This is a genomic window from Pseudorhodoferax sp. Leaf267 (genome assembly GCF_001422405.1).
In the GTDB taxonomy this organism is placed as follows: Bacteria; Pseudomonadota; Gammaproteobacteria; order Burkholderiales; family Burkholderiaceae_C; genus Pseudorhodoferax.
This window is the reverse complement of the sequence record NZ_LMMV01000003.1, coordinates 39,589-56,601: the sequence shown is the minus strand read 5'-3', so window position 1 is coordinate 56,601 and position 17,013 is coordinate 39,589. Positions and strand designations below refer to the sequence as shown.

Genomic DNA, 17,013 nt, shown 5'->3' with positions numbered 1-17,013 from the left:
TGGCCGGCTGGCGACTGCCGGGTCGTCGGCCATCGCGCAGTGGCAGGAAAGACAGAGGTCTTGCTGTTAGCATCGACCGAATCCCTGTATACCGTCAGGGCCGCAAAGCCGATCCGCCATGTTTCCCGGGCTACCCGCCGCCTTCCGTTCGCGCTGCCGCTTGCCTTGGCCTTTGGTGCTGCTTCTCTCCGGCCTGTGCTGCTGCCTGGCCTTGCCCGCACGCGCGCAGCCCGCCGCCCTGGGGCTGGACCTGCGCGAGACGCTGGCCGGCATCATCACCTACACCCGCTGGCCGACGGAGCCTGACCCGGTGCGCCTGTGCCTGATGGGCAGCAGCCCGCAGGCCGACACCCTGGAGCAGCAGGGCCTGCCGCGCAACGGCCATGCGCCCGTGAGCGTGCGCCGCCCGCTGCCAGAGGCGCCACTGGCGAGCCAATGCGACGCGCTCTACGTGGGCACGCTGGAGCCCAGCGGCTGGCTGGCGCTGCTGCCGGCGGTGGCCGGCCAGCCCGTGCTGACCGTGTGCGAACGCTCGGACGCCTGCACGGCGGGCGGCATGGTGCGACTGGACAGCGACGCCGCAGCCGGCCGCGTGCGCTTCGAGGTCAACCTGGACGCCGTCGCGCGCAGCACCGTGCGCATCCACCCCCTGGTGCTCAAGCTCGGCCGCCGCGCCGCCGGGAAGGCGCCGCCATGAGCCAGGGAGAGCCGCCCGAAGGCGCCGTCATGTTGCCGCTGGGCACCGACGACGACGCCGCGCCCGGGCTCGCGGACGCGCACGCCCCCACGCCGGCGCCTGCACACGCGCCGCAGACGCCGTCCTTTGGCCAAGCGCCGCTGCCGCGCACCCAGCGGCTGAGCCTGCTGGAGACCCTGCAGCGCGCGCACGTGCGCGTGGCGGCGGCCAGCATGGGCGCCGTGGCACTGGTGCTGCTGCTGGCCGCCGTGCTCGCGCTGCGCACCTATGCCACGAACCACCTGGAACTCGTGGCCCGGTCCATCGCCTACACGGTGGAGGCGGCCGTGGTCTTCAATGACCGTCAGGCGATCCAGGAACAGCTGACGGCGATTGCACAGCGCGAGTCGCTGCGCGATGCCGAGCTGCTGGACGCCAGCGGCACGGTGCTGGCGCGCTACACCCCCCAGGGGGGCACGGCCGCGCGCGATGTGCCCGGCATCGTGGGCGACCAGCTGGCCGCGCTGCTGATGCCCGGCACCACGGTCGCGCCCATCCTGGACCAGGGCCGGACCATCGGCGAGCTGCGGCTGCACGGCGACGGCTCGGTGTTCGCGCGCTTCCTGGCCACGGCCGTCGGCGGCATCCTGCTGTGCCTGGTGCTGCTGGGCCTGGGCATGCGCGCATCCTCGCGGCGGATGCGACGCGACATCGTCGAGCCGGTCGAGGCGCTGATCGCGATGACCCACGTGGCCCGCGCGCAGCGTGTGGCCGCGCAGCGCGCGCCGGCCTCGCGCATCGCCGAGTTCCACCAGCTCGGCGAGGACTTCAACGCCCTGCTGACCGAGATCGAGTCGCAGCAGGCCCAGCTGGCCCAGGAAAACCGTTCCCTGACCCATCTGGCCAACCATGACAGCCTGACCGGCCTGTACAACCGGGCTTTCTTCAGCCGGCGGCTGGCGCGCATCCTGCAGGACGCGCAGACCCAGGGCTCCAGCATCGCGGTGCTGTACATGGACAACGACCAGTTCAAGGGAGTCAACGACCGCTACGGCCATGCGGTGGGCGACCTGCTGCTGGTCGAGGTGGCCAAGCGCATCCGCGCCCAACTGCGCGAGGGCGACCTGGTGGCGCGCCTGGGCGGCGACGAGTTCGCCGTGCTGCTGGCGCCCGTGCACCACGTGCGCGACGCCGTGCGCATCGCCGACAAGATCACGGCGTCCATGGACACGCCGCTGCCGGCGCGCAGCGAGCGCATCGTGCCCTCGGTCAGCATCGGCATCGCGGTCTACCCGTTGCATGGCCACAGCGCCGACCAGCTGCTGCGCGCGGCCGATCGCGCGATGTACCAGGCCAAGAAAACCCGGCGCGGCACCAGCCACGTGTTCCAGGACCCGCCCCAGACCCCCACAACAAACGAGATTCCGGAGCTTTGATGCCACACCACACGCACACGCACCAGCCCGCGCGCCGGGCCGCCCTGGGAATCGCCCTGGCCGGCACGGCCTGGCTGCTGGGCGCCTGCGCCGCCAAACCGGCCGCGCCGCCCGCCCCCCATACGCGGGCCCAGGCCCTGCAGGCCCTGGGCTTTCGGCCCACGGACGCGGGCTGGGAGTTCTCGCTGAACGGCAAGCTGTTGTTCGACACCGATTCGGACCAGCTCGATGCCGAGAGCCAGACCACGGCCGACCGGCTGGGCCGCGAACTGGCCTTCCTGCAGATCGACACCATCCGCATCGAGGGCCACACAGACAACACGGGCAGCGCCGCCTACAACCAGGCGCTGTCGCTGCGCCGAGCCCTGGCCGTGACCAAGGCCTTGGTCGATGCCGGGCTGCGCGGCGCCAAGATCGACGTGCAGGGCCTGGGCAAGGCGCACCCGGTGGCCGGCAACGACACGCCCGAGCGCCGGCTGCAGAACCGCCGCGTGTCGGTGATCGTGCCGGCCCAGTAGCCGGCGCCGGAGTCAGCGCGCGCCGAACACCGCGGTGCCGATGCGCACCATGGTGCTGCCGGCCGCCACAGCCGCTTCGAGGTCGCCTGTCATGCCCATCGACAAGGTGTCCCAGGCTGCACCTGGAATGCCCGCATCGCGCACGGCCTCGAACAACTGCCGGGCCTGCACATGCACAGCGCGCTGGGCCTCGAAACCGCTGACCGGCTCGGGAATGGTCATCAACCCGCGCAGCCGCAGCCGTGGCAGTGCCGCCACCGCGCGCGCCAGTTCCAGCACGTCGGCCGGCACCACGCCGGACTTGTTGGGCCCGCCATCGATGTTGACCTGCAGGCAGACCTGCAACGGCCCGAGCTCGGGCGGGCGTTGCTCGGACAGGCGCTCGGCGATCTTCAGCCGGTCCACGCTGTGCACCCAGTCGAAGTGCGCGGCCAGCAGCCGCGTCTTGTTGCTCTGCAGCGGGCCGATGCAATGCCACTGGCTCGGCGCGGCGCCACCGGCCTCGGCTTCCCAGGCCCGCACGGCGCGGATCTTGTCCACGCCTTCCTGCACGTAGTTCTCGCCGAAGGCCTGCTGCCCGGCTGCGATCGCGTCGAGCACGCTGGCGGTCGGTTGGGTCTTGGAGACTGCCAGCAGGCAGACACTGTCCGCCGGGCGCCCCATTTGCTCGCATGCTGCAGCAATCCGAGCACGCACTTGTTGGAGGCTGTTAGCGATGCTCGTCATAATCGGCCGAGAGCGTACCAAATCGACGAGGCATTCGTGGACATTACCCAGCTGCTGGCGTTCAGCGTGAAGAACAAGGCCTCGGACCTGCACCTGTCGGCCGGGCTGCCGCCGATGATCCGCGTGCATGGCGATGTGCGGCGCATCAACGTCGACCCGCTGGACCACAAGACGGTGCACGGCATGGTGTACGACATCATGAGCGACAGCCAGCGCAAGCATTACGAAGAGTTCCTGGAGATCGATTTCTCGTTCGAGATCGACGGCCTGGCGCGCTTTCGCGTGAACGCCTTCAACCAGGACCGCGGCGCGGCCGCCGTGCTGCGCACCATCCCCTCCAAGATCCTGACGCTGGAGCAGCTCAACGCGCCCAAGATCTTCGGCGACCTGGCCCTGAAGCCGCGCGGCATGGTGCTGGTGACCGGCCCCACGGGCTCGGGCAAGTCGACCACCCTGGCGGCCATGGTCAACCACCTCAACGAAAGCGAATACGGCCATGTGCTGACGATCGAGGACCCGATCGAGTTCGTTCACGAGTCCAAGAAGTGCCTGATCAACCAGCGCGAGGTCGGCCCGCACACGCTGAGCTTCTCGGCCGCCCTGCGCTCGGCGCTGCGCGAAGACCCGGACGCGATCCTGGTCGGCGAGCTGCGCGACCTGGAGACCATCCGCCTGGCGATGACCGCGGCGGAGACCGGCCATCTGGTGTTCGGCACGCTGCACACCTCCAGCGCGGCCAAGACCATCGACCGCATCATCGACGTGTTCCCGGCGGAAGAGAAAGACATGATCCGCGCGATGCTGTCCGAATCGCTGCAGGCCGTGATCTCGCAGACGCTGTGCAAGACCAAGGACGGCCAGGGCCGCGTGGCCGCCCACGAGATCATGCTGGGCACCAGCGCCATCCGCAACCTGATCCGCGAGGCCAAGGTCGCGCAGATGTATTCCACGATCCAGACCAGCAATGGCGTGGGCATGCAGACGCTGGACCAGAACCTGACCGAGCTGGTGCGGCGCAACGTGATCAGCGCGGCCGAGGCGCGCGGCAAGGCCAAGATCCCGGAGAACTTCCCGGGATGAGCGCCGCCCGGCCGCCAGCAGGCGCTCGCACCGCAGGCGACGCCGGCTCTTGCCCCGTGAGCACCGTGCAGCACGGGATCGCATGGGCATGAAGAGCTGGTTCGGGTTCCTGCGTGCCGAGCCCGCCGCCCCGCGGGCGAGGGACACGCGCAGCGGCGACTCCACACTGTTCACCACGGCCTTCGCCGGCCAGGGTGTGGAGGAGTCGGTCGTCGTGCCCTGGGACACGCGGGCGTTGGAGATCGGCGCCAAGCGCATCGCCTCGGCCCCGGCTGTCGCCACGCTGCAGGCACTGTGGGCCAGGGACAAAAACATGGAGCAGCTCGACCCGCTGTCGATCGAGCGGCTGGAGCGCTTCTTTCAATTCGTCTCGGTGCCGGCCGGGCGCGACGTCATCCGCCAGCACGAGTACGGCAATTTCATGGTCGTGCTGCTCAAGGGCACGATCGCGGTGGACCGACTGCAGCCCTGGGGCGAGCACCTGCGCCTGGCCGAGACGCGGCCCGGCGACATCCTGGGCGAGATGTCGCTGCTGGACAGCGGGATCCGCTTTTCGGCCTGCACCACGCTGGATGAATGCGAGATCGCCGCGCTGTCCGCCGAGGCGATGGACGACATGATGAACACCGACCCGCGCTTGGCGGCTGCGCTGATCGCCCTGCTGGCCCGCAAGCTGTCACTGCGCCTGCGTGCCGTGAGCGCGCGCTTCAGCGACCGCCCGAACTAGGATTGCCCGTATGGAACGCGACCAGGCCAGTAAATTCATCAACGACCTGCTGCGCCTGATGGTCAGCCGCCAGGGCAGCGACCTGTTCATCACCGCCGAGTTCCCACCGGGCATCAAGGTGGATGGGAAGGTCACCAAGGTCTCGCCGCAGCCACTGCAGCCAGCCCACACCATGGCGCTGGCGCGTGCGGTCATGAGCGACCGGCAGACCGCCGAGTTCGAGCGCACCAAGGAATGCAACTTCTCGATCTCGCCGAGTGGCATCGGCCGCTTCCGTGTGAATGCGTTCATGCAGCAGGGCAAGGTCGGCATGGTGATGCGCGTGATCCCGACCACGCTGCCGACCATCGACGGCCTGGGCATGCCGCAGACGCTCAAGGAGATCGCGATGACCAAGCGCGGCCTGTGCATCATGGTCGGCGCCACGGGCTCGGGCAAGTCGACCACGCTGGCCGCCATGGTGGACTGGCGCAATGACAACTCCTACGGCCACATCATCACCATCGAAGACCCGGTGGAGTTCGTGCACCCGCACAAGAACTGCGTGATCACGCAACGCGAGGTAGGGCTGGACACCGAGAGCTGGGAGGCGGCGCTGAAGAACACGCTTCGCCAGGCGCCCGACGTGATCCTGATGGGCGAGATCCGCGACCGCGAGACCATGGACCACGCGGTCGCGTTCGCCGAGACCGGCCACCTGTGCCTGGCCACGCTGCATGCCAACAGCGCCAACCAGGCGCTGGATCGCATCATCAACTTCTTCCCCGAAGACCGGCGCGCCCAGCTGCTGATGGACCTGTCGCTGAACCTCAAGGCCATCGTCTCGCAACGCCTGGTGCCGCGCCAGGACGGCCGGGGCCGCACGGCTGCCGTCGAGATCATGCTGAACTCGCCGCTGATCTCCGACCTGATCTTCAAGGGCGAAGTCGCCGAGATCAAGGAGATCATGAAGAAGAGCCGCAACCTGGGCATGCAGACCTTCGACCAGGCGCTGTTCGACGCCTACGAGCAGAACGTCATCACCTACGAGGACGCCCTGCGCAACGCCGATTCGCTCAACGACCTGCGGCTGCAGATCAAGCTGAACAGCCAGCGTGCCAAGAGCCAGGACCTGGCGGCCGGCACCGAGCACATGCACATCGTTTAGCTGTCTTGGGCGCAGGCTGCGAACGCGGCCTGCAGATGCGCCAGCGTGGCGCGGATGCGCGGCGCACGGTGACGCTCGGCCAGGATCACCGCCTGCACCGCGTGAGCGCCTGGCACCACGATGCTTGCCAGCAGCGGCTGCAGACGGCCTTGCTGCACCAAAGCTCGGCCGACCAGATCGTTGAGGCTCGCGATGCCGGCGCCAGCCAGCGCGAGTGCGGCCACGGCCGCGCTGCAGTCGGCACGCAGCAGGCCCTGCACCTGCAGTTCCTGCGGCACGCCGTCGACGACGAACTGCCAGCGGTTGTGGCCCGGCGAGGCGGTGTTGCCGATCAGCGCATGTTTGGCCAGCGCGTCCACGCTCAGTGGCACGCCATGGCGCTGCAGGTAGTCCTTTGACGCATACAGCCGGCGCCCATAGTGCGCCAGGCCGCGCACGACCTGCGTGTCGGCTGGTGCCACGCCGGCGCGGATCGCGATGTCGATGCCCTGCTCGGCCATGCTCGTCACGCGGTCGCCCAGGTGCAGCTCGATGCCCAGTTCCGGGTGCGCGGCCCGAAGGCGCGGCAGGCTGGGCACGACCAGGTGCTCGGCCAGCAGTCGGCTGACTGCCAGGTGCACCATGCCCGCGACGGCCGTGCGCCGCGGCCCCAGGCTGGCCTGCAACTGCCGGCGCTCGTTGAGGATGCGCTGCGCGTGCTCGAGCAAGAGCTGGCCCTCCTCTGTCAGCGCCAGGCCGTGCGTGCTGCGGTGGGCCAGCCGCAGGCCGCAGGCAGCCTCGATGCGTGCTAGCGCGCGCGACACGCTGCTGGCGGCCACCCCACGCTCACGCGCGACCACCGACAGCGAGCGCGTCAGCGCGATCCGCACGAACAGATCGAAATCGTCGAAGCCCAGTTGCTCCATCGCTTGTGCAGCCATTGCACAAGGATTGTGCCGCGCGGGGCGTTTCGCGCAGGCGGTGGGCGGGGCACAGTTCCGCCATCGCAACCCTTTGGAGAACGCACCATGCCATTCGTCCGCATCGACATCCCCACTGCCACATCCAACGCGCATGCCGAGGCCCTGTCACAGGCCGTGCACGCCGCGCTGGCCGAGACCTTCGACGTGCCGCCAGACGACCGCTTCCAGGTCGTCACGCGCCATGGGCCAGGCGCGATCGTCTGCACGCCCGCATACCTGGGCGTCCGGCACACGACCCATGTGGCGCTGGTTCAGATCACCTGCTCGCCGGGCCGCTCGCGGGACCAGAAGCGCGTGCTGTTCGCCCGCATCGCCCAGCAGGCGGAACAACATGCAGGCTTCGCCGCGTCGGATGTGGTCATCCACCTCGTCGAGACGCTGCGTGAGAACTGGTCTTTCGGCAACGGGATTGCGCAGTACACGCTGGAGACCGACTCCTAGAATCCGCGCTTCATTCCACGGAGTACTCAAGGCATGGCGTCCACCAACCCTCGCACCTACACCCCCATTGCAGCGCAGAAAGTGGCCTTTTTGGGCCTGGGCGTGATGGGCTTCCCCATGGCCGGCCACCTGGCCCTGGCCGGCCACCAGGTCACGGTCTACAACCGCAGCGCGGCCAAGGCCCAGGCCTGGGCCGAGGAGTTCAAGGGCCGCACCGCCGCCACACCGCGCGAGGCGGCCCAGGGCGCCGACATCGTGTTCTGCTGCGTCGGCAACGACGACGACCTGCGCTCGGTGGTGCTCGGTGCGCAAGGCGCGCTGGCCGGCATGGCCAAAGGCGCGGTGTTCGTGGACCACACGACGGCCTCGGCCAACGTCGCGCGCGAACTGCATGCCCAGGCGCAGCAGGCCGGCGTGCATTTCATCGACGCCCCGGTCTCGGGCGGCCAGGCCGGCGCGCAGAACGGCCTCCTCACCGTGATGTGCGGCGGCGATGCCGAGCCCTATGGCCGCATCGAGCCGGTCGCGCAGGCCTTCGCGCGCTCCATCCTGCTGCTGGGTGCCAGCGGCGCGGGCCAGTTGGCGAAGATGGTCAACCAGATCTGCATCGCGGGCCTGGTGCAGGGCCTGTCCGAAGCCATTGCCTTCGGCCAGAAGGCGGGCCTGGACATGGAGCAGGTGCTGGCCGTCATCAGCAAGGGCGCGGCCCAGAGTTGGCAGATGGAGAACCGCGGCAAGACCATGGTGAATGGCCAGTTCGAGTTCGGCTTCGCCGTGGACTGGATGCGCAAGGACCTGGGCCTGGTGCTGGACGAGGCCAAGCGCAACGGTGCGCGCCTGCCGGTTACGGCGCTGGTCGATCAGTTCTATGCCGACGTGCAGCAGGCCGGCGGCAAGCGCTGGGACACGTCCAGCCTGATCACGCGCTTGAAGTGAAGCCGGCCCCGCGCGCAGCGGGGCGTCGCAGCCGCGTTACCTGGGCGCGGCGGGTGCCTGCTGGGGCGTGGGGCCCTGACGGTTCAGGCGCGCGAGTTCTTCCTCGCTCAAGATCTCGAACACACGCACGACCTTGGTCACGTTGGCCACGCCACGTGCGATCTGCGTGGCCCGCTCGGCCTCGCGCTGCGTGACGCGGCCCATCAGGTAGACCACGCCGCGCTCGGTGAACACCTTGAAGGCGTTGAGCTGCACGTCCTTGGCATCGACCAGCGAGGCCTTGACCTTGCCGGTGATCAGCACGTCCGAGGAACGCTGCGTGAGGCTGGAGGGCAGCATCACGGCCAGGTCGTTGACCACGGTGCGCACGTTGTCCACGCGCGCGGCGACTTCCTCGGCGCGTTTCTGGTCCTGTGCCGTCGCCACTTCGCCGGTCAGCAGCACCTGGCGGTTGTAGCTGGTCACGTTGATGTGCGCGCCGTCGCCCAGGGCTTCCTTGATGCGGTTGGCCGCGCGCATCTCGATGCCTTCGTCTTCCAGCTGCGCGCCGGAGGTGCGGCGGTCCATCGCCACCAGCACACCGCCAGCGGCGGCGCCACCCACGACCAACGGCACGCAGGCCGACAGGCTGGCTGCCAATGCGGCCGCGCTCAACGACAGCAGCACGAGGCGCTTGGGGATCATCTTCATACGCTTGTTTCCTGGTCACCTAGCAATTGGGAATCGACGCCGTCGCACAGGCAGTGCAGCACCAGCAGGTGCACTTCCTGGATGCGGGCCGTGCGCTCGTGCGGCACGCAGACGTGCACGTCGGTCTCGCGCAGCGCGCTGGTCATCTTGCCGCCGCCGCGCCCGGTCAGCGCCACCACCGTCATGTCGCGCTCGTGCGCGGCCTCGACCGCAGCCAGCACGTTGGCCGAGTTGCCGCTGGTCGTGATGGCCAGCAGCACGTCGCCCGACGAGCCCAGCGCGCGCACTTGTCGCGAGAACACGTGGTTGAAGTCGTAGTCGTTGGCGATCGCCGTGAGGATGGACGTGTCGGTCGTCAGTGCAATGGCGCCCAGCTCGGGCCGCTCGCGCTCGAAGCGGCCGACGAACTCGGCCGCGAAATGCTGGGCATCGGCCGCCGAGCCACCGTTGCCGCAGGCCAGCACCTTGCCGCCGCTGGTCACGCTGACCAGGATGGCCTGCACGGCCGCTGCGATGGGCTTGCTGAGCGCCTGCGCGGACTGGTACTTCAGGTCGGCGCTGTCGATGAAATGCTGTTGTATACGTTGCTCGAGCATGGCGCGGGATGATACCCCCGCGCCCTGTCTCCACTGGCCGCGACGGGGTATCAGCTCGCGTCGAACGCCGCCTGCAGCCACTGCACGCGGCCGGCCTCGATGAGCACCACGTCGAAGCGGCAAGGCGGCGGCGTGCGCTGGCCCATCAGGTAGTGGCGCGCGGCGAACACGATGCGCTGGCGCTTGACGGGGCCGATGCTGCCGGCCGCGCCGCCATGCGAGCGGCTGGCGCGGCGCCGCACCTCGACGAACACCACGGTGCCGTCGGGCGCGCGCAGGATCAGGTCGATCTCGCCGCCCCCACGGCCCGGGGTTCGATAATTGCGCTCCAGCAGGCGCAGGCCAGCGGCATGCAGATGCGCGAGCGCGGCGTCTTCGCCGGCGTCGCCGGCCTGCTTGGTGGTGGGCTTGGCCGACGCACCGTTCTTCCAGAGGAAACCCATTGAGCGCTTCTTTCGCCTTGGCACTGCAGGCCGCACGCGAGGCCGCAGCGGCCCAGCATTACCCGCAATCGGCACTCTACGTCGTCGCCACGCCCATCGGCAACCTGGCCGACATCGGCCTGCGCGCGCTGCATGTGCTCGGCCTGGTCGACGCCGTGGCCTGCGAGGACACGCGCCACACGCAGGGCATGCTGCGTGCCTATGGGTTGGACCGGCCCTCCACCCAGCTGCTGGCCGCGCACCAGCACAACGAGGCCGAGGCCGCACAGGCCGTGCTCGCGCGGCTGCAGCAGGGCCAGCGCGTGGCCTATGTCAGCGATGCCGGCACGCCGGCCTTGAGCGACCCCGGCGCGCGCCTGGTCGCGGCCGCGCGCGCTGCGGGCTTTGCCGTGGTGCCCCTGCCGGGCGCGAGCAGCGTGACCACGGCCCTGTCGGTCGCCGGCATCGTCGAGGACGCGGGCTTCGTGTTCGCGGGCTTCCTGCCTAGCAAGGCCAGCGAGCGCGATGCCGCCGTGCAGGTGCTCGAGGCCGAAACGCGCGCGGTCGTGCTGCTGGAGGCACCGCACCGCATCGAGGCACTGGCGCGTGCGCTCGCGCCACTGGGCTCCCGCCTCGTCACCGTTGGGCGCGAGCTGACCAAGCAGTTCGAGGAGATCGCGAGTGTGGCCGCCGAGGCTCTGGCGCCCTGGCTGGCCGCACAGTCCACGCGCACGCGCGGCGAGTTCGTGCTGGTCGTGCACCCCGCGCCGACCGAAGCACCGGTGGAAGACCTGCGGGTGTTGAAGCTCTTGCTCGCGGAACTGCCGCTGAAGGCGGCCGTGAAGCTGGCCGCCGAGATCACGGGCCAGCCACGCAACGCGCTGTACGCGGCGGCGCTGCGGCTCAGGCCGGGGGATTGAGAAAGGGGATTGGTGCGGCTGGCGGGGTTTAAGCCCACGATCCGTAACGCAGCTACACAGCGTCCTTAAAAGCCTCTTTGTAGCATGCGCTTGTAGCAGCAACTGGATGAGCGCTAACCTAAGGGGCAGGGTGAATAACCATGGCTCGGGCGTCATTTGTGGAATGGGTAGTCAGCACGTATCCGTCGCCTCAAACGCTGTGATGAGATCATTGGTGGGATCAGGTCGCGAAGCGCAGTGACGAAACTCAGACCTGAAAAGCCGAACAGCATGCAAATCGGCATCGACACTGCAAGCAGGAACCAATGCGGCAGACGACCCGAGTTCATGGGCACATGGAGGCTTGCCGGCACCCACCAGTAGACAAGCGCGACAACGAGAACACCGATGGTGAAAAGTAGCAATGCCCTAAGGCAGCGCTCAGCTGCCAGCAGGCACCTACGCTGCAGCCGCCCTGGGCCATACGCTCGGGCACGGTTGTAAAGCAGAGAAGTGACAGAAGCGAGCACGGCAAAGACGCTGACGGCAAGTGTTGGAAGTCCATCAACAGCGCCGTGTGCAAGACGAAGCCATGTCAGAGCGCAAACAACGAGCAAGCATGCTTTGCCCAAGTTTTCAAGTGCCCAGCGAATGCGCTTTTTGATGGTAATGGCAGCATCAGATGTAATCATCCGTACATCGTACTCAGGCGTCGCCGGTCCACGACGTAACCAACTGACCTGAACACACAGATGGATCGATCGGCAGTGCAACCGACCAGCGCTATCATTACGTTTAGTAACAGGGGGGGCGCGTGGGCAAACTAAATGTGAAAGCTGGTGACTTTTCAACTATGTCGCTGGCTGGCGACTGGTATCACAAGAGCTGGGTTGGAGGGGGTGGTTCGTTCACTCTCATTGGCCAAAAAGACGGCATCTCTAAACGCGAAACAATCGAGTCGACCGAGATCGAATACCTGTCACTTGCGAGCGAGGAAAACATAAAGCGACTAGGTGGGACTGTTGGCTGGGGAGCCGCGGGCGGTTTAATTTTGGGTCCGGTGGGACTTCTCGCTGGCTTGCTGCTTGGCGGCAAGAGCAAGGAAGTCACCTTTTTAGTCAAGTTCAAAGACGGCCGTAAGCTGATCGCGACGACTGACCCTAAGACTTGGACAGCGATCCAAGCGGGCGGCATCCACGCCCTCTAGCGTTACCCGCGGGTAGCGTAGGCTTGTTCAAGAACCGCGACAGGTTCTCATCAGGTCGCTAGCCTTGCCCTCATCACAGTCTGCCGGCTGGTGCCCATCGCCTTCGCGACAGCGGCTACAGCCTCGCCTGCGGCCAGACGCCGCTGAACCTCTTGTACCTGAGAAGCTGACAGCGACGCCGGCCGGCCCAGGGTCTTACCCTCCTTCTGCGCACGCCGCAGCCCGGCATTGGTCCGCTCCACCAAAAGGTCGCGCTCGAACTCCGCTACGGCAGAAATCACGCCCATGGTCATCTTCCCGGCTGCGCTCGTTAGGTCGGTGCCGCCCAGCGCAAGGCAGTTGACCCTAACCCCCTTCTCGGCCAGCTTCTCAACCGTCGCCCTCACGTCCATCGCATTGCGGCCCAAGCGATCCAACTTCGTCACCACCAGCACGTCGCCATCCTCAAGATTGCGAAACAACTGTCTAAAGTCAGGCCGCTCCAACGCGGCCACCGAGCCGCTGATCGTTTCTGTCACGAAGCGCATGGGCTGGACGTTGAAACCAGCTTCCTGAATCTCGTTGACTTGGTTGTCGGTCGTCTGATCGCTGGTGCTGATCCGGCAGTAAGCAAAGGTGCGCGACATGGGGCTGGTTTGTCCAAAAACGATGTCCGAATCTTAGCACCGGTCCAAAACATCTATTCCCTATTTTTTGGACATCTTTTACGCCCCTGTCCGCAATCGTTCGATTTCGGACACCTGCTGGAGACTGCATGGGACGCTCCAGGCTGCCCCGGCATTGCAGGGGTGACCGGGTTTCCACGCGGTGGCCCGCGCGCGCATGCGTCAGCTAGCGCCCACGATCCCGGGAATCTGCTGGAGCAGTTGAGCAACTGAGGCCGCGACGTCGCTTCTAAGGCCCCTTCGACCCTCTAGGATGATGCCGCTCGGCTTGACACGAGCGTTTACACGCGCCCACGTGTCGCGAATAGTGTCAGGGTCCGGCTGAAAGCTGAAGTAACCAAAGGAGCCGAGCGTTAACTGATTAGTGTCTGGGTCCACGAGACCGCGCGCGGGCATTGGAACCGCGCCACGGAACATGTCTGTCCTCTTGTCGAAGCGAAACTCCGTTCGCACGCCCAGCTCGGGAGTCAAGTACCCATCGACACAGCAGTAGTTTTCGCCGTCAGGAAGTGTGGTGATTCGCTCGTTCGCCCATGATTCAAAACTAGAAAAGACCTCCAGACCTCGGGTGCTATAAAACTGGTGGAACAGCGCCGCGTGATCCTCAGGAGCAAGCTCACGCCGGGCAGCCGCCCCCGGAACGCTCAAAGGCATCAACGACGCCATGCTGACTCGGTATGTGGGTAGGAGATCCACGTATCGCATGCATAGTGGCAATACCAGGCGAGAACGAAGCTGGGACATGTCGCTGTGAACCAAGTGCCGCAGTTGAATTCGACCGTCCGCCTTCGCCCGTGCACGAGCACCCCCATCGAAACCCGAGTCACTCACGATCAGCCCGACGTCTGCCCCGACATCAAGGATCTGGCCAATCATGGAGTCAACTTGCTTGATGCCAACTCGGCGCTTATAGAGCTTGCACTCGACGGCCATGAACGTTTCTTTCTCAGGCTGTCGTGGGCGCACCGATACGTCAATCTGCCGAACGCGCCCTGAGATCCCTCGGATCTTGTCGTCGTGCAAAACGAAGCTGTCCGGGCTGTATTGCCGGATCACTTCAGCCGACAAAATTTCGTACTCCCGATACGCTGGTTTCGTGCTTTGTGCCCCGCGCTTGGCTCTCGCTTTGCTCATGGCGACCATGCTATCCCGAACCTGTGACCGCTTGGTAATGGGCCTGCGGCGGCTGGATCTTGCGCACATCGAGCAACGGGCCAGGCCTTCACCGTACCGCGGCCGGTGCTTGCGCCAATTCCACGACCGGACCTCTCCCAACATAGATATTCATGTAGGACTTGATTAGTTGTGGAACCATCTGTTACAGTGGGGTCTTCGCAATTCAACAACAAGAAGAAACAGGATGACCTCTAGAACATTGATGACAGCATCGGGCCGGAGAACCTCTGTGAAGCTGAATGCCAGCGAATGGCGTGCGGTCGAACGGGCCGCCTCCAACGCAGGGCAGGGTTGGCACGAGTGGGTGCGCGGCGTATTGGCTCGGCACCCCGGTGTCAAAAACGCGCACGCCGCGATTCGTACAGCAGCACTTGACGATTTACTTGACCACTCTCTGGCCGGCGTGTTCGATCTGCGCGCCGAGCAGCTCGCCAACCCTGTGCCAACGTTGCTGTCCCACGCCTCGGCAATGAACGATGCGCAACTCGACGAAGATCTCGCGGCGAGCAAGATTGATGGCGACCCCGTGGACTTCGGTGCATTCGAGATTGTCACCGGCTCCGATCAGTTCAACAGGGCATGCATCTGGATCAGGTCCGGTCTGCGGGATGGCATGCACTACGCGGTACCGCTCTACACAACTATCGAGGAGCAGGCCGCGCGTGCCGCAGCGGAGCGGACCTCATGGTGAGGGTCGCAACGATCAGCGCCAGCGAGACAAGCTATCTCCTGAGACACGCGCTCGGCCCGGTCCGTAGCTGGCCAGACTGGCTTGCCGATACTCTGCGGGGACGTGCCGCGCCTCATTTCGGACTGGAGCTACTGCCCGTGGCCGGCTTGAGGCGGCGGTGTCGGCGACCCGTTTACGCAACGGCCGACGTTGCCGAGTTCATCCGGTCCGCGCTGGCGCGGTGCCCCGTTGGCGCTGCAGACCGCAGCCTGGCAAGGGTGCTGGTTGACATTCCGGCCGAAGACATGGCCGCACCGTGGCAGTTCAGGCGCGCTCAGATCGCAACAGGTGCGCCATGACGGATCACGATCATGATGCCGCCGCTTCGGCCCTCCAGATCGTGGAGCTTGACCGCTACGACAACCTGATGCCCATGGCCGACTGGACACAGCGAGCCGGCCCCACCGAGAGCGCCGCGAACGACAAGCCCCATCGGTTGCGCCCCTGCTGATCGAATCGCGTGCCAGCCGATATTGCGGGGCCAGCGCGGCCTGAGGAGGAAGATGACCGGCCCGTGCTTGAGGCTGAAGCATTTTCAGTTCCAACACTGATGGACCGGAAACGTTCAGGCCCGGATGCGAATGCTTTCAGATCATGGGTCGGCTCGTTGCGGTTGCTCAGCACCGCAAAGCTACTTGACGAGCTTGGCCGGGCGACTGATCCACTCGCAGTTTGGTGCGTGCACGTGGCGCTCAATGCGCGCGCCGTTCCGCCGGTAGTGCGGCCTGAGCCTGCGGAGGGCGGCCCGCAATTTGACTTCATCGCCTTCGCCGCTGATGTGGAATGGTTGCGTCTGACGTGGCCAGAGCACAAGCCAAAGTTTGCCGGCTGGTTGAAGAACTGGTGGCGTCGCTGGAACGACGAGACGTGGCAGACCACGGTGTACTCCATGTGGCTCCGGCCTTACAAAATGGGCCAAATGGCCTATCTACATGGCAAGGGGCTCGCACTTTCAGAAGCGCAGCGGCAGCATCTGGTGACCGTGCCGACAGCATCAATGGCTGCCGACCGCCGCAAGTTTATGGAGAAGCCATTTCGAGAGTTAGGAGTCAAGCTCCGCACGTACACGCGCGAACATCCAGATCGCAGCGGCAAGCATGATCCTGTCGCGATTGCCAAGCGGCGAGCGAGCCTGTTTAGATACCACGTGCTGCTTGGGCGCTCGCCGGTTGAGACCCAGTCGGTATGGCACGCAGTGAGCGGAGAGGCCATCACCCGTCAAGCTATCAGCAAGCAGATTGCGAACGTGGAGGATGCGCTTCGATGGTGGAGGCGTAAGCACGGATGAACGTTTTCCACCGACTGTGTCCACGTGCCCTTCTTACAGAAGGGCGGTCAACCTGCAACCCCTTCTGACCCAACAGACATGCGGGTTTAAGGGGTTGCATCCCAAAGCAGAAAAAGGGGTTGCGCTCGGCTGCGCCAGCGCAACCCCTTGGGCAGGTTTTGCGCAACCCCTTCCGGTGCGCTTCAGGGCCGATCAGATTGCCGGCAAGCTGCTGGCGCAGCCGGCCGGCTTGACCATCCGGCGCACCGCACAGAGGGCACGACCAGCGCAATCCCCACCAGCAACCAAGCGCCCGCAGAAACTGCGCTCACCAACTCAGCCCCGCCCCTTGTGCCTTGCGCCGGAACACATGCGCCATCGGTCGAGCACGTAGACAGACACTGCCACGTGAACCTGCTGGCCGACACCCCGGAACGAAGGGGTTGTAGCGACCTTGCACCCCTTATCCACGCCCTCCGATACGCCTGTAGCCCTTCACGAGATTTTTTTGGCCGGGCTGGCGCCCTATAAGCACTCGTGCTGCATGATGCTGATCGGGGCCGTCAACGAACGTGCGACGCCCGGCACGGTGCATCAACGCAAGCTAGGGCCAGTGCCACCATGTGTGGCTAGACAGTAGCATCGCGGTTACCAGAAGGACCCAATGACAACGCCGACACAATCTGACCCGCCCCAGCTACTAACGCGTGAG

At 66.2% G+C, this 17,013-nt stretch carries 21 protein-coding genes; 13 read left to right on the top strand and 8 right to left on the bottom strand.

Annotation, left to right across the window (positions count from 1 at the left end; all coding sequences use genetic code 11):
* The first annotated feature begins 175 nt into the window (after positions 1 to 175).
* Genes ASF43_RS08405 through ASF43_RS08395 form a run of 3 tightly spaced genes read left to right on the top strand, consistent with a single transcriptional unit; the run spans position 176 to position 2,630 of the window.
* Entirely contained in the window at positions 176 to 697 is a 522-nt protein-coding gene (locus ASF43_RS08405) for a YfiR family protein (RefSeq protein ID WP_162241786.1), read from the top strand.
* Positions 694 to 2,112 (top strand): sensor domain-containing diguanylate cyclase, encoded by a 1,419-nt coding sequence (locus ASF43_RS08400; RefSeq protein ID WP_200932470.1) that lies wholly within the window; start codon positions 694 to 696, stop codon positions 2,110 to 2,112. The genes ASF43_RS08405 and ASF43_RS08400 overlap by 4 nt, the downstream gene beginning before the upstream one ends.
* Positions 2,112 to 2,630 carry an OmpA family protein gene (locus tag ASF43_RS08395; protein ID WP_056178963.1) on the top strand — a complete coding sequence of 173 codons (519 nt, stop codon included), beginning with the start codon at positions 2,112 to 2,114 and terminating at the stop codon, positions 2,628 to 2,630. The genes ASF43_RS08400 and ASF43_RS08395 overlap by 1 nt, the downstream gene beginning before the upstream one ends.
* A 12-nt stretch (positions 2,631 to 2,642) precedes the next feature.
* Here the strand turns inward: ASF43_RS08395 and ASF43_RS08390 are convergent, their stop codons facing one another.
* Positions 2,643 to 3,356, bottom strand: a complete 714-nt coding sequence (locus tag ASF43_RS08390; RefSeq protein WP_056178960.1) for a YggS family pyridoxal phosphate-dependent enzyme — start codon at positions 3,354 to 3,356, stop codon at positions 2,643 to 2,645.
* A gap of 36 nt (positions 3,357 to 3,392) precedes the next feature.
* On the opposite strand from ASF43_RS08390, the gene ASF43_RS08385 reads away from it, so the two are divergent.
* The 3 genes from ASF43_RS08385 to ASF43_RS08375 all read left to right on the top strand — a co-directional run bounded on the left by ASF43_RS08385 (position 3,393) and on the right by ASF43_RS08375 (position 6,310).
* Positions 3,393 to 4,436: a type IV pilus twitching motility protein PilT gene (locus tag ASF43_RS08385; protein WP_056178957.1), complete on the top strand. Its 1,044-nt coding sequence runs from the start codon at positions 3,393 to 3,395 to the stop codon at positions 4,434 to 4,436.
* An 88-nt stretch (positions 4,437 to 4,524) separates the two neighbouring features.
* Positions 4,525 to 5,163, top strand: a complete 639-nt coding sequence (locus ASF43_RS08380; protein WP_056179271.1) for a cyclic nucleotide-binding domain-containing protein — start codon at positions 4,525 to 4,527, stop codon at positions 5,161 to 5,163.
* A gap of 10 nt (positions 5,164 to 5,173) precedes the next feature.
* Positions 5,174 to 6,310 (top strand): PilT/PilU family type 4a pilus ATPase, encoded by a 1,137-nt coding sequence (locus ASF43_RS08375; RefSeq protein WP_056178954.1) that lies wholly within the window; start codon positions 5,174 to 5,176, stop codon positions 6,308 to 6,310.
* Here ASF43_RS08375 and ASF43_RS08370 read toward each other — a convergent pair.
* Positions 6,307 to 7,230, bottom strand: a complete 924-nt coding sequence (locus ASF43_RS08370; protein ID WP_162241785.1) for a LysR substrate-binding domain-containing protein — start codon at positions 7,228 to 7,230, stop codon at positions 6,307 to 6,309. The genes ASF43_RS08375 and ASF43_RS08370 overlap by 4 nt on opposite strands.
* Before the next feature lie 87 nt (positions 7,231 to 7,317).
* On the opposite strand from ASF43_RS08370, the gene ASF43_RS08365 reads away from it, so the two are divergent.
* Both ASF43_RS08365 and ASF43_RS08360 read left to right on the top strand, forming a co-directional pair.
* Positions 7,318 to 7,713, top strand: a complete 396-nt coding sequence (locus ASF43_RS08365) for a tautomerase family protein (protein ID WP_056178950.1) — start codon at positions 7,318 to 7,320, stop codon at positions 7,711 to 7,713.
* Positions 7,714 to 7,746: 33 nt separating this feature from the next.
* Positions 7,747 to 8,649 carry an NAD(P)-dependent oxidoreductase gene (locus ASF43_RS08360; protein ID WP_056178947.1) on the top strand — a complete coding sequence of 301 codons (903 nt, stop codon included), beginning with the start codon at positions 7,747 to 7,749 and terminating at the stop codon, positions 8,647 to 8,649.
* Between the two features lie 36 nt (positions 8,650 to 8,685).
* Here ASF43_RS08360 and ASF43_RS08355 read toward each other — a convergent pair whose 3' ends face one another.
* The 3 genes from ASF43_RS08355 to ASF43_RS08345 are packed head-to-tail and all read right to left on the bottom strand — an operon-like array spanning position 8,686 to position 10,378.
* Positions 8,686 to 9,339 carry a BON domain-containing protein gene (locus tag ASF43_RS08355; RefSeq protein WP_056178944.1) on the bottom strand — a complete coding sequence of 218 codons (654 nt, stop codon included), beginning with the start codon at positions 9,337 to 9,339 and terminating at the stop codon, positions 8,686 to 8,688.
* Complete coding sequence (locus ASF43_RS08350) at positions 9,336 to 9,935, bottom strand: phosphoheptose isomerase (protein ID WP_056178941.1); 600 nt, start codon at positions 9,933 to 9,935, stop codon at positions 9,336 to 9,338. The genes ASF43_RS08355 and ASF43_RS08350 overlap by 4 nt, the downstream gene beginning before the upstream one ends.
* Positions 9,936 to 9,985: 50 nt before the next feature.
* Positions 9,986 to 10,378 carry a YraN family protein gene (locus ASF43_RS08345; protein WP_056178939.1) on the bottom strand — a complete coding sequence of 131 codons (393 nt, stop codon included), beginning with the start codon at positions 10,376 to 10,378 and terminating at the stop codon, positions 9,986 to 9,988.
* Here ASF43_RS08345 and rsmI point away from each other — a divergent pair.
* Positions 10,378 to 11,277 (top strand): 16S rRNA (cytidine(1402)-2'-O)-methyltransferase, encoded by a 900-nt coding sequence (rsmI, locus tag ASF43_RS08340; protein ID WP_056178937.1) that lies wholly within the window; start codon positions 10,378 to 10,380, stop codon positions 11,275 to 11,277. The genes ASF43_RS08345 and rsmI overlap by 1 nt on opposite strands.
* 152 nt (positions 11,278 to 11,429) lie before the next feature.
* On the opposite strand, the gene ASF43_RS30540 is transcribed toward rsmI, so the two are convergent.
* The gene (locus ASF43_RS30540) at positions 11,430 to 11,948 is read right to left on the bottom strand and encodes a hypothetical protein (protein WP_156373222.1); all 519 of its coding nucleotides are present in this window, start codon (positions 11,946 to 11,948) and stop codon (positions 11,430 to 11,432) included.
* A gap of 122 nt (positions 11,949 to 12,070) precedes the next feature.
* Between ASF43_RS30540 and ASF43_RS31350 the strand changes: the two genes are divergently transcribed.
* The gene (locus ASF43_RS31350) at positions 12,071 to 12,463 is read left to right on the top strand and encodes a hypothetical protein (RefSeq protein WP_082497709.1); all 393 of its coding nucleotides are present in this window, start codon (positions 12,071 to 12,073) and stop codon (positions 12,461 to 12,463) included.
* A 50-nt stretch (positions 12,464 to 12,513) separates the two neighbouring features.
* Here ASF43_RS31350 and ASF43_RS08335 read toward each other — a convergent pair whose 3' ends face one another.
* Both ASF43_RS08335 and ASF43_RS08330 read right to left on the bottom strand, forming a co-directional pair.
* Positions 12,514 to 13,089, bottom strand: a complete 576-nt coding sequence (locus ASF43_RS08335) for a recombinase family protein (protein WP_056178934.1) — start codon at positions 13,087 to 13,089, stop codon at positions 12,514 to 12,516.
* A 201-nt stretch (positions 13,090 to 13,290) separates the two neighbouring features.
* Complete coding sequence (locus ASF43_RS08330; protein ID WP_162241784.1) at positions 13,291 to 14,262, bottom strand: restriction endonuclease; 972 nt, start codon at positions 14,260 to 14,262, stop codon at positions 13,291 to 13,293.
* 271 nt (positions 14,263 to 14,533) lie between these two features.
* Here ASF43_RS08330 and ASF43_RS30530 point away from each other — a divergent pair, with 271 nt between their 5' ends.
* The 3 genes from ASF43_RS30530 to ASF43_RS30520 all read left to right on the top strand — a co-directional run bounded on the left by ASF43_RS30530 (position 14,534) and on the right by ASF43_RS30520 (position 16,322).
* Positions 14,534 to 14,995, top strand: coding sequence for a hypothetical protein (locus tag ASF43_RS30530; protein WP_156373221.1), 462 nt, complete (start codon positions 14,534 to 14,536; stop codon positions 14,993 to 14,995).
* A 334-nt stretch (positions 14,996 to 15,329) separates the two neighbouring features.
* Positions 15,330 to 15,485, top strand: a complete 156-nt coding sequence (locus ASF43_RS30525) for a hypothetical protein (RefSeq protein WP_156373220.1) — start codon at positions 15,330 to 15,332, stop codon at positions 15,483 to 15,485.
* 63 nt (positions 15,486 to 15,548) lie between these two features.
* Positions 15,549 to 16,322: a hypothetical protein gene (locus ASF43_RS30520; RefSeq protein ID WP_156373219.1), complete on the top strand. Its 774-nt coding sequence runs from the start codon at positions 15,549 to 15,551 to the stop codon at positions 16,320 to 16,322.
* Positions 16,323 to 17,013 lie beyond the last annotated feature (691 nt).

Coding starts and splice junctions, on each gene's coding strand:
- ASF43_RS08365 (WP_056178950.1), top strand. CDS start 7,318: ATGCCATTCGTCCGCATCGACATCCCCACTGCCACATCCAACGCGCAT.
- ASF43_RS08375 (WP_056178954.1), top strand. CDS start 5,174: ATGGAACGCGACCAGGCCAGTAAATTCATCAACGACCTGCTGCGCCTG.
- ASF43_RS08360 (WP_056178947.1), top strand. CDS start 7,747: ATGGCGTCCACCAACCCTCGCACCTACACCCCCATTGCAGCGCAGAAA.
- ASF43_RS08355 (WP_056178944.1), bottom strand. CDS start 9,339: ATGAAGATGATCCCCAAGCGCCTCGTGCTGCTGTCGTTGAGCGCGGCC.
- ASF43_RS30525 (WP_156373220.1), top strand. CDS start 15,330: ATGACGGATCACGATCATGATGCCGCCGCTTCGGCCCTCCAGATCGTG.
- ASF43_RS08335 (WP_056178934.1), bottom strand. CDS start 13,089: ATGTCGCGCACCTTTGCTTACTGCCGGATCAGCACCAGCGATCAGACG.
- ASF43_RS08345 (WP_056178939.1), bottom strand. CDS start 10,378: ATGGGTTTCCTCTGGAAGAACGGTGCGTCGGCCAAGCCCACCACCAAG.
- ASF43_RS08395 (WP_056178963.1), top strand. CDS start 2,112: ATGCCACACCACACGCACACGCACCAGCCCGCGCGCCGGGCCGCCCTG.
- ASF43_RS08350 (WP_056178941.1), bottom strand. CDS start 9,935: ATGCTCGAGCAACGTATACAACAGCATTTCATCGACAGCGCCGACCTG.
- ASF43_RS08370 (WP_162241785.1), bottom strand. CDS start 7,230: ATGGCTGCACAAGCGATGGAGCAACTGGGCTTCGACGATTTCGATCTG.
- ASF43_RS30540 (WP_156373222.1), bottom strand. CDS start 11,948: ATGATTACATCTGATGCTGCCATTACCATCAAAAAGCGCATTCGCTGG.
- ASF43_RS08330 (WP_162241784.1), bottom strand. CDS start 14,262: ATGAGCAAAGCGAGAGCCAAGCGCGGGGCACAAAGCACGAAACCAGCG.
- ASF43_RS08380 (WP_056179271.1), top strand. CDS start 4,525: ATGAAGAGCTGGTTCGGGTTCCTGCGTGCCGAGCCCGCCGCCCCGCGG.
- ASF43_RS08390 (WP_056178960.1), bottom strand. CDS start 3,356: ATGACGAGCATCGCTAACAGCCTCCAACAAGTGCGTGCTCGGATTGCT.
- ASF43_RS08400 (WP_200932470.1), top strand. CDS start 694: ATGAGCCAGGGAGAGCCGCCCGAAGGCGCCGTCATGTTGCCGCTGGGC.